Below are 14,963 nucleotides of genomic sequence, written 5' to 3'. Positions count from 1 at the left end.
GATATCTGTAGCATCAAAGCTTGCTGTCACTTTACTTGTTATTCACAAGCAGTGCAGCAGGCTTTTTTGTGAGCGTTAAATTTTTATTACAGAGACTGGTCAGATGATAGACACAACAAATATATGATAGGCCTTCATTTTTCTTTTCAAATTTGCCTTATTTTTGCATTTATCGATTCCCCATCGGTAGTCATTTTGCTAAGATAAGGCGTTAATTTTATGTCTATTGTGTAGGCGTTACTATTTTCATCGATACATTATTTTAAACACTGCATTTAAGACATGCTGCTTAAAATAATGTATGGAAATAGGTACAAAACATAAGCGATAGATACATTTGGTTCCATGATGCGGTGTAATGATATATGACAGTAAAGCGTGTAAAAAATCAGCTGATACAGCTGGTAGTTGGTGTAAGTATCTCGATGAGTGCAGTAGTGGCAAACGCAGCCATTCAACCACCTGGAATGGACAATACTGCCTATGTGTTGATGGACTATAACACTGGCGAAATTTTGGCTCAAAAGAACGCCAATGAGGCGCTGCCGCCAGCATCTCTGACTAAGATGATGACTAGTTATATCATTGAGCAACGCTTAGCATCAGGCGACCTGAAAGAAGATGAACAGGTATTGATGAGTCCAAACGCATGGTGCCGTGGTAGCAGCAGCCAATCTTGTATGTATGTGCCTGTGAACAAAACTGCCAGCGTCATCGATATGCTACGCGGTATTATTATTCAATCAGGTAATGATGCATCAAAAGCCATGGCTGAACATATTGCTGGTAGCGAAGCCTCGTTTGCAATCTTGATGAACGAACAAGCGCAAAAAATTGGCATGGAGAACTCTAACTTTGTCAATGCTACTGGTATGCCTGATGAAGGTCATTTAGCATCTGCTTTGGATTTATCTAAACTTGCTCGCGCTATTATTAAAAACAGCGGCGACTACTATAGTATCTACGCAGAAAAAGAGTTCACTTATAATGGTATTACTCAAGGTAACCGTAATGCTCTGCTGATTACTGACCCAACCGTTGATGGCCTAAAAACGGGCCACACTGATGCGGCAGGCTACTGCTTGGTTGCATCAAGCAACCGTGAAGGCATGCGTCTTATCTCTGTCATTATGGGTACTAAGAGCCAACAAGCTCGCGCCGATCAGTCACGCGAGCTACTTAACTGGGGTTTCGGTCACTTTACAACGGTTACCAAGGCGCCTGCTGGACAGTTCGTTAGTAAGCTTCCAGTATGGTTTGGAGAAGCTGACGAGGTAGAACTGGCAACTGGCGACAACTTGCAAATTCTAACCAGCAAAACACAGAAAAACAAAATCACCACAGTGGTGGATATTCCTGAGAGCTTAGAAGCACCGATTAAAAAAGGTCAGGAAGTTGGTAAAATGATGGCTGTAATCGATGGTAAAGCGGTAGCCTCAGTTCCTATCATCGCAACCAATGATATCGAACAGTCAGGCTTTATGAGCCGTACGTGGGAACATATCGTACGCTGGGTAAAGAATCTTCTCTAAGAGAAACCTCTAAAAAGCAATTCTAGCTAAAAACTGTTTAAAAAAAGACGCCTTAAAATGGGCGTCTTTTTTGTTTTTATGCCTACTGTAATTTAGAAGTGCTTCGGTATTGAAAGGTAGTAAATCTATAAAATGCTACCTAGTAAAATAAAACCAACTAGGAACACGGATCTAATAGAACAGTACTACGTCCAAACCAACCATTGTTTTAATAAGTCGCTTAACGCTTTGTCCTTATAAGTAGCAATATGACAATAGTCAATGCCAGCTGCCTTTAAACCATACTCAAAACTGTCTACATGGCGCGCCCGATGCTGCGGATACCAATATACCAATAACGCACGATGCTCGCTCTTACTACCCTCATCGCTTTCATACTGACGAATACGTTTGGCTAGTATCTCAGCTTTTTCTGGGAAAACATCTTCAGCAAACATGACCATGTCAACTTTCTGCTTACGCATCTCCTCTATGACGAGTTGATTACCTTGACGACAAATAATCGTAGCACCTAGATACTCCAATTCATCTAATAAGGAGCCTGTCTCATGATAGTAATAATAAATAATCGTTAGGCCAGACAATAAGCGCTGCTGTTTTGATTGCTGTTGGTTGGGCATCGCTATGGTCAGCGTAAACTGTGTACCTACGCCAAGCACACTATCCACATCAATAGTAGCACCCATAAGCTGAGCCATTTGTCTAACGATTGGCAAGCCAACCCCTGAGCCTTCATACTGGCGAGTTTGCGACGAATCCACCTGAAAGAACGGATTAAATATATCGTCTAGGTGCTCATTATCGATACCAATACCCGTATCTTTTACGCTAATTTGCCAGCGATTACTCTTATTAAAATGTGTCAGTTGCGACGTAATCGTAATTTTTCCGACAGGCGTGAACTTAATCGCATTATTGAGCAGTATCGATAGTATCTGATGTATTTTTTCTGAATCACCGTATAGGCTATAGTCTATATGATGAATATTACTGATCAGCTCTAGCCCTTTTTGCGTAGCCATATTTTCAAACTTAGCTAACAGGTCAGCGATTAACTGTAATGGATTAAACTCATTTTTATGAATTCTTATCTGACCTTTTTGGATCTGGTTCAACTGTATAATATGATCTAAAGACAATACCAATTTATCACTGCCACTACTGATAATCTCTACTGCGTCTTTTTGCTCTCTGCTGAGAGTCTCATAATCTAACAGTTGTAAACCGCCTACAATTGCATTCAATGACGTTTTTAACTCGTGAGAAATCATGCTTTGAAAATTATGCAACTGCACATCAAGTGACACATCTTTATTGTGCAATTGCTGTTCAAAGGCTGCAAGGGTTTCATAACCTTGCTGCGCTTCTTGTAAACGGTTGAATAACACAATTAATGCTTTTTTGATTTGGGTCAGTTCTTGGAAGTTAAATTGTTGCGGAATGACCGGTAGTTGCTCTAGATTTGCGTTGTCTATGACAATGTCACAAACATCGGTTAACACTTCAATATCTTTAACTGGCCAATTAAGCTTTCTAAAAATGTATAAGGCAAACATAACAATCATTACCACTGTTGTTAGCCATAACCACAGGATATTTTGGAACCAATGTAAACGTAGCAACTCTACGTCCATCGTAATATTAATATAACCAATCAATGTGCTATTTTCGGTAGCTGTATCAGTCGCCTCATCTGGCGCTGACGATTCGCTCATAATATTTGATAAAGTCAGTGCTAACTGTTGATTGGAATCGGACTTATTGGACGCCACAATACTGGCATCAAGGTCTTTACTAATCACTGGATAGTTGAAACTGACCGTATGCGCAAATAAAGCATTTTTCCAATCAGCAAGCGACTGATCTATATCTTCAATTGGCTCAGAGGTGGAATAGAAAACAATACTCTGAATAGTCGGCTCATTTTCTAATAAAATATTGACTTGCTCAGCCACAACATCTGCCCCATCTGCAGTCGATGCGCTAGTCGTTAGTAAAGATGCCAATTGTTGAATATGCTGTTCTTTTTCTTGATAGTAATGTACTAAGCCATAAATAAAAGGCAATAAAAAACCTGCCAGCACTGCCAATACGACAGCTTGTATGACAGAACGCCAGATAAGTACGGGAATGGTTTGAGACGAACGGTTGTTCATATCACTCTACTGAGTCGCGTGCAGCTTTCATTTATAGTACAGGTATTTTAAAGATGTGATAAGTAAAACATTTGAGTATTTTTTGAAACTAAGATAGCTATTTATAAGCCCAAACTATAGCGTATTAATAGAAAAATGTCATCGCGCTATCGAACGCGATGACATTAATCATAAAGCTAAAGATATAACGTTTAAAATATGAGGATTAACGAGGCTTTTTATCTTTGGTAGTAAATTTCTGTGATCTATTACGCTCACGCTGACGCAATTGTTGAGCTTTTGCCTTGGTTGGCGTATCGCTCTTATTGGCGTATGGGTTGTCATTTTGCTTCAAGATAACGTTGAGCGGTGTGCCCTCTAACTTAAATACTTGACGGAACTGATTCTCTAGATAACGCTGATAGCTCTTAGGAAGCGCACTGGTTTGGTTACCATGAATAACAATAACGGGTGGATTGTGACCACCAATATGCGCATAACGCAACTTGATACGACGACCAGCAACGGTTGGTGGCGGATTGGCCGTCACAGCATCTTGCAAAATCTGGGTCAAACGGTTGGTTGATACTTCAAACATCGAAGATTTATACGCACGTAAGATAGACGGATATAAGTTACCGACGCCTGTACCATGCAATGCTGAAATCAAATGTATTTTTACATAAGGAATAAAGCTAAAACGGCGATCCATCTCAAGCTTGATATAGTCTCTTTGGTCTTGCGTTAGGCCATCCCACTTATTGATCGCAACGACTAACGCTCGTCCAGCGTCAAGCGCATAGCCAATCATATGCAAATCTTGGTCCACGATACCTTCATGAGCATCAATAACAATCACGGTTACGTTAGAATCTTCAATCGCTTGCAAGGTCTTGATGACAGAGAACTTTTCTACTTTTTCATCGATTTTACCGCGGCGACGTACACCAGCGGTGTCAATCAAGACATAGTCTCTGCCTTCACGCTGATAAGGAATATAAATACTGTCACGCGTCGTGCCTGGCATATCGAATACCACTACTCGATCTTCGCCAAGCAGGCGGTTCACGAGCGTTGATTTACCAACGTTTGGACGACCGATAATAGCAAGCTTTAAGCCTCTTGGCTCTACTATGTTTTCTTGCTCAGGCATATCAGCCGTTAGCACTTCAAGCAAGTTACCCACACCGCGACCATGACTGGCTGCCATCGGATACGGCTCGCCCAAGCCTAATGCATAAAACTCGGCAGGCGCTGCATCATGTACGCCGTCGACTTTATTGGCGACAACATAGACAGGCTTGCCTAACGTATGCAAAAACTTACCAATTTCAGCATCAGCGCCAATCATACCGGCACGAGCGTCAACGACGAATACGATGATATCTGCTTCATGGATTGCTGTATGCGACTGCTCAGACATATAGTCATCAATATTACCGCTACCGTCATCAGCTTCACCGATACCACCCGTATCTACAACAATAAAGGATTTATCTTCATAAGTTGCATCACCGTACTGACGGTCACGAGTCAATCCTGAAAGGTCAGCGACCAATGCCTGCCGACTTTTTGTGAACTGATTAAATAAGGTGGATTTACCGACGTTTGGACGACCAATTAAGGCGACCACAGGCTTGATACTCATGGGTTACTCTCAGTGAAAGGCACAATGACGGGCAGTACAGTTATTCTTATAACCAGTGACATAACAATAGTAATAGTAATAGATATGCTGCAATTGACCGTGAATTAAAATGAATGATAGAACAATAGCAAAAATAATAGATGGCTATTTTACGATTAAAAATAGTATATAGGATGGCTTCATTATACATAAATAAGTAGCGTATATGGATAGCACATCGGTCGCATAGAGTACGCGAAAGCCTGTGTTTAAACAAGCAATTTACACAACGCACTAAACGCTGACTAAGCAGCGTTTGTGTTTCATAAATAATAATCGAGAATAGGCTCAAAGGCTATAGTAAAATATTAAACTTCGTTAATCACCGATAAGCACCTATCCGTATAGCTATTAGCGTACTAACTGCCAGATAGCAACTTGTCCTGACGTACTTTGAGTCATTAAACGGCTACCTTGAACTTGCAAGTTGGTCAATGCACCTTTTGTCTCAACACGACTAACGATGCTACCCGTAGCAGGATCAAACAAATGCACTACGCCATCAAAATCACCAATGGCAATATAGTTGCCAATCATCACAGGATTGGTGAGATCACGATAAGCCAATTCGTCACTTTCCCAGAGTGTCTCGCCACTGTTGCGGTCATAAGCAACTACTTTGCCATCTAAACTGGTAGCGATAACTTGCTGAGTGTTTACCGCCAGTGATTTGAGACTTGCAATTTCATTGACGAACATTACCTGACGCGAGGCTAAATCAATACCTAATAGCTGACCACTATAGCTGATCGCAAACAACTGATTTTTATCTACGATAGGTTTGCCATCGACATCGCTCATGCGTTCAACTTCACTACTACCAGCACCTACGCCAACACGTCTTGACCATAGCGGAAGACCGTTATCAACAGTAATTGCATGCAAACGACCATCAGCTGTCGCCAAAAGTGCCGTCTCATTGTCTAATAAAGTTGGCGCAGCGCTACCGCGAACGCTGATAGCAGGTACTTGAGTGGCGAACTGCCATACCAATTGTCCAGTTTGCAGCGACAGACCATGTAAGAAACCATCATTCGCTGATAATACCACACGATTATTAGTAATCAGTGCTGGTGTCAACACCGAGCCTGACAACTGCTGCTGCCAACGCTTTGCACCAGTCGTGCTATCAAACGCCATGACCTTGCCACCACGAGTACTAACAATAGCTGTCTGACTCAATGCATCTACTGCAACACCGCCGGTGATTTGGTCGTCAACATTGATTGACCATACACGCTCGCCTGCACTATTAAACCCTGACAGCTCACCACCGCGTGATGCAGTAACGATTTGACCATTAGCATAGCCAACTTGCAAATCTAGCGGATCCTTTTTGCTGGCTTTTTTGTTGCCAACATCGGTACTAAATACGGGTTGTAGTACGCTAATCGGCTGAGCGATTTGTACCAATTTTACCGGATCATTAACGACCGGCTTAATACCGCGATTACATCCAATCACTGCCGTGCTCATTACTGCCAGTACGGCCACATGCATGACTGTCTTTTTGATAGTCTTGGTGTTTAACATTTTGCTAGAGCGAATAGATTGAGTCATTGTATGTTCTCACTACAGATAAATTATTATTAATTAGTAAATTGGCCAACCGCAAATTAGTAATCATTAGGTTATATTAAAAAAGAGCTTTGGCTGATTACCAACTCTCAATACTATCCTACTGACTTAATATCTAGCCTACTGACTTACTGCTCTACTTCGACAGCGACTTCATTCGAGGTATCCATCACTAGCGATGGCTCAGGAGCAGATGGCTCTTGAATAAGACTGGTTTGATCAGCAATCGGCTCAGCCGTGATACCTAAGCTTTCCATCTTTAATGCCAATACTGCACGCGTTTCTTGACGGCTACGTAATAGCTCCCACGCATTGCTATAAGATTTAATCGCTGAGTCTTTATTGTCTTGCGCTAAGTAAATATCACCCAGTAGCTCCTGCTGACTTGCTTCAAACGAGCTTGGCATGTCATTGTTTGCTTCTGACAGTGCAGTATCTGTATCACCTGCGGCCAATAACGTTTTTGCATAGCGTAAACGAGTAATCGCTTCTAGACCGGCATCACCCAAATCGATGGCCAATGCTTTTTTGAATGTCTCAGTCGCTGCTGCAAAGTCATCATTGTCTACTTGTTGACGTGCTTTTATCATTAGCGCTTGCCATGCATAAACTGACTCACCGTGCGTACTGACTAAAGTATCAATATCTTTGTCTAGTTGGCCACGACTTTGGGTAAGTGCTTCTTGAGCCTCTGCTTCTAAATCTGGGTTTTGCGAAGCCAGTTTGACCTCTTCGTTTAGCTGCTGAATATCAGCATATTGATCGGCGGCGACGGTATCTACTCGCGCATGATTGTTTTGCCAGTATGTCCAACCAAAGTAGGCGGCCAGTGCTAACAAAATCGCAGTGACGATATAACTACCATATTGCTTTAGCGCTTGCATGGAGTTATCTGCATTCGGCGAATTAGGTGTCAGAGCCATATATATTTACCTGATAAAATTTACATTAAATTGCTAGTGCGACAAACAAAGCGGATTAGTCAAAGTCAATTAGCGACGAGAAAAGTTATCTTTATTTGATAACCAATCTTGGGCGACCGTCTTTTGCTCACCTGTCTGCATGTCTTTAATACTAATCGTATTATCATCCAGCTCTTGCTGGGCGATGATGACTGTCAATGCCGCGCCTGACTTGTCTGCCTTCTTCATTTGCGCTTTTAGACTCGTGGCACTGGCCATCTTTACTCGTACATCTGGACGACTGTGACGTAAGTTCTGTGCATAGCTTATACCAGCACTATACACCTCAGGATGGGCCACCACGAATACATCACAAGCAGGTACGTCAGCAATCGGCGCAACCGCTTCTATGAGTAGCAATAAACGCTCAAGCCCCATTGCAAAACCAACACCAGGCTCAGATTTGACTGGTTTACTGCCATCTGTACCGATTGATTTTAATTGCCCTACTAGCCCATCATAACGACCACCAGCACAAACGGTAGCTTGGCTTCCAAGCTTATCTGTTACCCATTCAAATACTGTTTTATTATAATAATCAAGGCCACGTACTAAGTGCGGATTGATTTCAAAATCGATATTAAGCGCAGTCAGATAGGCTTTGACCTGCTCAAAATGCGCCACACTCTCTTCACCCAAGAAGTCAGCAAGCTTTGGCGCATCTGCCAATACTGCTTGCGTGCTCGCCTCTTTGCTGTCCAAGATACGTAAAGGGTTAGTCGTTAGGCGGCGTTTGCTATCTTCGTCTAGCTGGTCTTTTTTATCAGTTAAATAGGCAACCAATGCTTCGCGATAAGCATAGCGCTCATCCAGCTCACCCAAACTGTTTAGTTGCAAACGCATCTCATTATTGAGACCTAACTCTTGCCACATCAGATGAGTCATCGCAATCAGCTCAGCATCAGCATCTGGTAGTGCACTACCGAAGCTCTCGACACCTAACTGATGAAACTGGCGATAGCGGCCTTTTTGCGGACGCTCGTAGCGGAACATCGGACCGATGTACCAAAGCTTGGGCGTGTCACCGCGTAGCAAGTTGTGCTCGATAACTGCGCGTACTGCTCCAGCTGTGCCTTCAGGACGCAACGCTAATGGCGTTGGTGGCTCAGATTTATCAGTAAAGCTGTACATTTCCTTTTCGACGATGTCAGTCGCGCCGCCAATAGCACGGGCAAATAAATCCGTTTGTTCAACGATAGGCAATCGAATATGCTCGTAACCGTACCTACCAAGTACATCAGCCAATATCGCTTCTAAATGCAGCCACTTTGCTGATTGGTCAGGCAAAATATCATTAAAACCTTTGATAGCTTTGATCATGGTACGGTCGTATCCTTAAATATTTAACAGGTATTCTATTATTGTTTTCTATATATTCAAATAAGCGCTATATCTGATTGATACTGTGACGGTATAGCCTAACGTATCAATCTATTCTATGGCTTATTTTACGCGAATGATTTCATTTTCACGTTTTTTTGCCAACTCTTCTGCATGGGCGCGAACCATACCTTCTATTTCATCGACCAGATTGCCTGTATCGATAAGGTGGCTTTTTTCACCCATACGATAGACCAGTGATCTAGGGGCAGCACCAACGATGCCGATATCGGCCTCTTTTGCTTCTCCTGGACCATTGACCTTACAGCCGATCACGGATAGATTCATTGGTTCACGAATATCTTCTAGGCGCGACTCTAACGCTGTCATTACTTTAATCACGTCAAACTCTTGACGCGAGCAACTTGGGCAAGCGATAAAGTTTACGCCGTTCGAGCGAATATTAAGCGATTTTAGAATATCAAAACCAATCTTAATCTCTTCTTCAGGCTCGGCGGCCAATGAGATACGAATGGTATCGCCAATACCATCTAGCAATAATCCACCTAGCGCGATAGCAGATTTAACAGCGCCCGTACGGTAGACACCCGCTTCCGTCACGCCCAAATGTAATGGATTATCAATTTGCGCTGATATTAAACGATAAGCATCCAGTGTCAAAAACACGTTACTGGCTTTGACAGATACTTTGTACTGGTCAAAATTAAGACGCTCTAAAATGTCAATATGGCGCATTGCTGATTCTAGCATTGCCTCGCCAGTTGGCTCAGTATACTTACGCTGTATGTCTTTTTCTAAAGAGCCAGCGTTGACGCCAATACGAATCGGAATATTATGATACTTGGCACAAGCGACTACTTCACGTACTTTGGCATCGCTACCAATGTTACCCGGATTGATACGTAAGCAGTCAGCGCCCGCTTCAGCAACGGCCAAAGCGATTTTATGATCAAAATGCACGTCAGCGATCAAAGGCACGCTTACCAGTTTGCGAATTTCACCAAAGGCTTTGACCGTATCCATCGTTGGCGTTGATACGCGCATCAAATCTGCACCTGCTTCGACACAACGCTCGATTTGAGCGACCGTTGCTGCTACATCACAGGTGTCAGTGTTGGTCATGCTCTGTACGCTAATTGGTGCATCACCACCAACCGCGACATCACCGACATAGATTTTTTTGGTCAGACGACGATTAATAGGCGATGGCATTGACATACATAAATCCTTGAATCAAAAATAGAAAAGCCCTAGGCTTTTGTACATATAATATAAACTAGCTGAATCGGCAAACACATATGCGCTTTATTCAAATTTGGCGCTTATGCAACTGACTATGGTGCCAATTCGAAAGTAGCTTGCTTATCTGTTGCATACGTCTCTAACGCAACTGCTTGTTGATTGAGCATCAAGCTAACATTGTCGATATTATCAATTTGCACATTAAACGGTGGCATGCCTGACAAGTCATAGTTACCTGCAGACTGAGAACCGTTTATTAAGCTGTTTCCAGAAGCATCCGTGATGCTAACCACAGCGTCGCTTGTTAATACAAGGTTTAAGGTAGCAGTCGTTGCAGCATCACCCAGATTCAATGCAGAGCCAGAAGCACCAACGCCACTTGCATCACTATTGATGGCGGCACCTTGCGCTTGCTCTATCGCTGACATGTCTTCAACAGCTGATACAGGCTCTTGTGTGTTTTCTTTGCTAGCGTTACTCACCATACGGAATAGGAACACCGCCAAGATAATCAATCCGATAACGCCTATGATCAATAGCGGGTTAAAGCGGATGCGGTTGTGAGTATCACGCTGCAAAGTCCCCATTGGGCGCAGCGGCGTATCGATATTGCTGGCTGATTTGGCCTTCAACTCATTAGGATAGGCAGCATCGAAGCTACTAGCTATTTTTGCTGAATCTAAGCCCAAATATTTGGCATAGTTAATCGCAAAACCACGAGCAAACGCAGCCTGTGGTAGCTCAGCGAAGTTTTCGCTTTCTAGCGCTTCTAGATGACGCTTTAGAATGAACAGCTCAGCCGCCGCTGCTTCTAAAGTTACTTGCTTGTTTTTACGGGCTTGCTGCAACACGGCACCAAATGATCCCTGAGCGTTAGATTGAGTGTTAGATGATGGGGTGATCATTTCCATGGTGCCTCTGGATTGTTAAGCCAAGTCTTAAGTTGTTTTGCTTCATCACTTAGCGGATAAGCGGATAAAAGCTGCTGTGCCAATTGCTGGCGCGTTGTTATATTATTTTGTGCTGCTGCAAGCTTGATACCTTGTAAGAGCAAGCGCGGGCTAACACCCTGCCCCTGCACCAATATCAGCGTCTCATCATACAGTCTCTGTGCCTGCGGTACACGCTGTTGGTCGAGCAATAAATCTACCAATTCGATATGAGCAATGATGCTATTACGATTGCCATCGAGTGCCCGTAAAAATGCTTTTGAAGCGGCACTATCATCACCCAACTGTAGATAAGTACGACCTAGGTTTTCTAGCGCGCCAATACGGCCTTCATAGCCTAGCGTCGCCCCTGCAATCTCAAACTGTTCTGCTGCTTCACGATAGCGCTTTGTCTGTGACAGATACACGCCATAATTATTATGTGCTTGTACAAAATCTTTATCTAGCGCGATTGCTTTTTTGAAGTACTCATCAGCTTTGGCTAGATTGATACGGCTGCCTTCTTGCTGCAACAAAACGCCCATCATATCATAGGCTGGCGCATAACGGCTATCGGCAGCAAAGGCTTTTTCAAGCTGCTGCTGCGCGGTATCAAGCTCATTTTTTCGGATGTATTGCGCGGCAAGTGAGGTACGTACACGGGCGATTTCCTGCTGGTCTAAATTTCGATCGTTGCTAGCGCGCGTAGATGTTTGATAAGGAGAGTTACCTAGCAAATCATTAGTCGGGGTGGTCTGACAGCCACTTAATACAAGGACGCCAAATACTGCCGACAGCACTGCACGCTTTGGCAAAGCGGTTTGGGCAGCATTGATACTCGACTGCTTATAAAATTTAGAAAATGATTTTTGATATTTGAACTGACAAGAATTTTTAGAAGTCATCATAGCCGCCATCATAAAACTGGGATTCAATGCGTTCGATCTTCGAGACCTCAGTTTAATAGATTTAACCCCTATAAGTACAATTTAGTTGTTATTAATTGCCACGTTCTGCAATCTTGACAGTCATTGCTACATTTTCTTACCATTGCGACAGACAAAAGACAGCTAAAACGCTATACCAGTCAGATATAACGTTTATCCTCTCAAAGACTACTAAACGCTTTCACGATCTTTAATGCTCTGCTGCCACGCGGCTGAGCGTCTGGTACGATCGGCAACTTGTCCAACCAACTGACCACAAGCGGCATCGATATCATCACCACGTGTTTGACGAATGGTACAAACAAAACCTGCTTCGCTCAGTATATTGCTAAACGCATGAATACGGTTGTTGCTTGATTTGTCATAGGGTGCATGCGGGAATGGGTTGAACGGAATAAGGTTAATCTTACTTGGTAACCCTTCTAATAACGCAACCAACTGATGGGCATGCTCATTGCTATCATTGACCTCATCAAGCATCACATACTCAATCGTAACGTGCTTCTTATGACGTGGATTGACGTCATAGACATAGTTTTTTGCCGCTGCAATCAGCTCTTCTAACGGATATTTTTTGTTAATTGGTACCAACTCGTTACGCAGCTCATCATTTGGCGCATGCAGTGAAATGGCCAATGCCACATCGATGTCTTGTGCTAGCTGATACATTTTCGGGACGACACCAGAAGTTGATAACGTGACGCGGCGCTTTGACAATCCATAAGCATGATCGCTTAGCATCAGCTCCATTGAGCCTACTACAGGCTTGTAGTTCAATAGCGGCTCACCCATGCCCATCATCACCACATTGGTGACGTTATTTTCCCATAGGCTATGGTCGACGTTTTCTAAACTTTCATTTTCATCTGTCATATATGACGCATTAGCGACCCATAACTGACCGATAATCTCAGCCGCACTCAAGTCACGCTCGAACCCTTGCTTACCTGTACTACAGAAGCTACAGTCTAGTGCACAGCCTACTTGCGAAGACACGCATAATGTCTTACGGCCATTTAACTTGCTATCATCTGCAGGGATAAGCACCGTCTCAACCAACGAGCCGCCAGTGACTTCAAATACCCACTTACGCGTACCATCATCACTATATTGACGATGAATCACTTTGGGCGGTACCACACAAGCATTAAGCGATAACTTGTCTCGCAACGATTTACTCAAATTGGTCATTTGCTCAAAATCTGTCACGCCATGCTGATAAATCCACTTAATCACCTGAGTAGATCGAAATGGCTTTTCGCCAATACTCTTGAAGTAATCAGCCAGTTGCGCTTGCGTCATACCCAATAGATTGGTTTTGGCATGGGCCTCATCTACTAGCTTGATGCTATCAGTAATCTTAGCAGGTACGTGCTGAGTAGGTGCTTGAACAGTTGACATAATAGGTAACCTTTTTGCAGAAGCTTAGATAAGCGGTGCAATTATTTATATGGGCTTTGCCATACATACATGAGTGCATGAGCAATCCGCTATGAGCGCAGTTTTTCGAATTAATAAAAACATGCTGATAAGGGATTGATAACGCTAAGTAAAATCAATAATGAGGCAAGTCATTAAGAATTTCAATGAATAATATAATTACAGAACTCTAAAGCAGATACAAGGCTGCAGATTGTACAAATAGTACATCTGATGAGGGTAATACCGTCGCAGTTTAGTAGTTCTTTGATTATAGGATTATTACAATAGCTAAAACGGCCTATACCCATAAGATATAAGCCGTCTCGCAAACCAATTATAAACAATCAATGTTGTAAATAATTCGTATATAGTCAATCAAGTATAAAACTCATACAGGTAAGATCAGTCTAAATCGTAGCTGTCTTATTATAGCAGTTACCTCAAACAAATCGAACGCCGTAAAAGCTTATAGCTGGTTTACTATATTAGCGTGTACGTGCACAAACTTCATCATCGCTGAAGAAGTAGCTGATTTCACGTGCTGCTGATTCGGCTGAATCTGAACCATGTACTGCGTTTTCGTCGATGCTGCTAGCGAAGTCAGCACGGATAGTGCCTTCAGCAGCTTCTTTTGGGTTAGTTGCACCCATGATTTCACGATGCTGAGCGATAGCGTTTTCGCCTTCTAGTACTGATACCAATACTGGACCTGACATCATGAAAGATTTTAGGTCTTTGTAAAATGGACGCTCAGCGTGCTCAGCATAAAAACCGCCTGCTTTTTCATCATCAAGTTGTAGCATTTTAGCGGCAACGATTTTTAGACCAGCTTGTTCAAAACGGCTATAGATAGCGCCGATGTGGTTGCCAGCAACTGCGTCAGGTTTGATGATAGATAAAGTACGTTCGTTAGCCATGAGAAGCTCCTAATAAATGATAAATTCAATAAAATATGAAAAAATTAATGCGTTGTTTTAGCTTTAGCCACAATGTTGACTTGGACTGTTTTACACAACTCATGGTATATCAGTGTATAACCATAAGCGCCAACATCGGATTGCTGCCTATTATAATGATTAAGGCCATAAATGATAGGGTTAATTTATGACCATACCTTGCATAAAAGTAAATTTATTGTGCATTAGTCGTTGATAATGCTATAAGTTCTAACAAAAGCAAAAACCCCAA

General features: G+C 42.7%; 11 protein-coding genes. 1 reads left to right on the top strand and 10 read right to left on the bottom strand.

What is annotated here, in order from left to right:
* Positions 1 to 365 precede the first annotated feature (365 nt).
* A complete protein-coding gene (locus I3249_RS01355) occupies positions 366 to 1,532 on the top strand; it encodes a D-alanyl-D-alanine carboxypeptidase family protein (protein ID WP_238068154.1) in 1,167 nt (388 codons plus the stop codon).
* A gap of 185 nt (positions 1,533 to 1,717) precedes the next feature.
* Here I3249_RS01355 and I3249_RS01350 read toward each other — a convergent pair whose 3' ends face one another.
* The 10 genes from I3249_RS01350 to ndk form a co-directional block, all read right to left on the bottom strand.
* On the bottom strand, positions 1,718 to 3,688 hold the full coding sequence (locus I3249_RS01350; RefSeq protein ID WP_238068152.1) for a HAMP domain-containing sensor histidine kinase: 1,971 nt from the start codon (positions 3,686 to 3,688) through the stop codon (positions 1,718 to 1,720).
* Between the two features lie 205 nt (positions 3,689 to 3,893).
* Positions 3,894 to 5,315, bottom strand: coding sequence for a ribosome biogenesis GTPase Der (gene der, locus I3249_RS01345; RefSeq protein ID WP_057759046.1), 1,422 nt, complete (start codon positions 5,313 to 5,315; stop codon positions 3,894 to 3,896).
* 390 nt (positions 5,316 to 5,705) lie between these two features.
* Entirely contained in the window at positions 5,706 to 6,914 is a 1,209-nt protein-coding gene (gene bamB / locus I3249_RS01340; protein WP_238068150.1) for an outer membrane protein assembly factor BamB, read from the bottom strand.
* Positions 6,915 to 7,060: 146 nt separating this feature from the next.
* Positions 7,061 to 7,855, bottom strand: coding sequence for a tetratricopeptide repeat protein (locus I3249_RS01335; protein ID WP_238068149.1), 795 nt, complete (start codon positions 7,853 to 7,855; stop codon positions 7,061 to 7,063).
* Between the two features lie 69 nt (positions 7,856 to 7,924).
* Positions 7,925 to 9,214, bottom strand: coding sequence for a histidine--tRNA ligase (gene hisS, locus I3249_RS01330; RefSeq protein WP_238068148.1), 1,290 nt, complete (start codon positions 9,212 to 9,214; stop codon positions 7,925 to 7,927).
* A 123-nt stretch (positions 9,215 to 9,337) separates the two neighbouring features.
* Complete coding sequence (gene ispG, locus I3249_RS01325; protein WP_101206213.1) at positions 9,338 to 10,453, bottom strand: flavodoxin-dependent (E)-4-hydroxy-3-methylbut-2-enyl-diphosphate synthase; 1,116 nt, start codon at positions 10,451 to 10,453, stop codon at positions 9,338 to 9,340.
* 116 nt (positions 10,454 to 10,569) lie between these two features.
* Positions 10,570 to 11,388 carry a RodZ domain-containing protein gene (locus I3249_RS01320; RefSeq protein ID WP_238068146.1) on the bottom strand — a complete coding sequence of 273 codons (819 nt, stop codon included), beginning with the start codon at positions 11,386 to 11,388 and terminating at the stop codon, positions 10,570 to 10,572.
* Positions 11,379 to 12,311 (bottom strand): type IV pilus biogenesis/stability protein PilW, encoded by a 933-nt coding sequence (gene pilW, locus I3249_RS01315; protein ID WP_238068144.1) that lies wholly within the window; start codon positions 12,309 to 12,311, stop codon positions 11,379 to 11,381. The genes I3249_RS01320 and pilW overlap by 10 nt, the downstream gene beginning before the upstream one ends.
* A 213-nt stretch (positions 12,312 to 12,524) precedes the next feature.
* Positions 12,525 to 13,754 (bottom strand): 23S rRNA (adenine(2503)-C(2))-methyltransferase RlmN, encoded by a 1,230-nt coding sequence (rlmN, locus tag I3249_RS01310; protein ID WP_238068142.1) that lies wholly within the window; start codon positions 13,752 to 13,754, stop codon positions 12,525 to 12,527.
* A 506-nt stretch (positions 13,755 to 14,260) separates the two neighbouring features.
* Positions 14,261 to 14,692, bottom strand: coding sequence for a nucleoside-diphosphate kinase (ndk, locus tag I3249_RS01305; RefSeq protein WP_238068140.1), 432 nt, complete (start codon positions 14,690 to 14,692; stop codon positions 14,261 to 14,263).
* Positions 14,693 to 14,963: the final 271 nt, after the last annotated feature.

It is taken from the genome of Psychrobacter sp. Ps1, from assembly GCF_022129425.1.
Classification (GTDB): Bacteria; Pseudomonadota; Gammaproteobacteria; order Pseudomonadales; family Moraxellaceae; genus Psychrobacter.
This window is presented reverse-complemented; position numbering and strand designations above follow the sequence as displayed.

Coding starts and splice junctions, on each gene's coding strand:
- ispG (WP_101206213.1), bottom strand. CDS start 10,453: ATGTCAATGCCATCGCCTATTAATCGTCGTCTGACCAAAAAAATCTAT.
- I3249_RS01355 (WP_238068154.1), top strand. CDS start 366: ATGACAGTAAAGCGTGTAAAAAATCAGCTGATACAGCTGGTAGTTGGT.
- pilW (WP_238068144.1), bottom strand. CDS start 12,311: ATGACTTCTAAAAATTCTTGTCAGTTCAAATATCAAAAATCATTTTCT.
- I3249_RS01335 (WP_238068149.1), bottom strand. CDS start 7,855: ATGGCTCTGACACCTAATTCGCCGAATGCAGATAACTCCATGCAAGCG.
- ndk (WP_238068140.1), bottom strand. CDS start 14,692: ATGGCTAACGAACGTACTTTATCTATCATCAAACCTGACGCAGTTGCT.
- bamB (WP_238068150.1), bottom strand. CDS start 6,914: ATGACTCAATCTATTCGCTCTAGCAAAATGTTAAACACCAAGACTATC.
- der (WP_057759046.1), bottom strand. CDS start 5,315: ATGAGTATCAAGCCTGTGGTCGCCTTAATTGGTCGTCCAAACGTCGGT.
- I3249_RS01350 (WP_238068152.1), bottom strand. CDS start 3,688: ATGAACAACCGTTCGTCTCAAACCATTCCCGTACTTATCTGGCGTTCT.
- I3249_RS01320 (WP_238068146.1), bottom strand. CDS start 11,388: ATGGAAATGATCACCCCATCATCTAACACTCAATCTAACGCTCAGGGA.
- rlmN (WP_238068142.1), bottom strand. CDS start 13,754: ATGTCAACTGTTCAAGCACCTACTCAGCACGTACCTGCTAAGATTACT.
- hisS (WP_238068148.1), bottom strand. CDS start 9,214: ATGATCAAAGCTATCAAAGGTTTTAATGATATTTTGCCTGACCAATCA.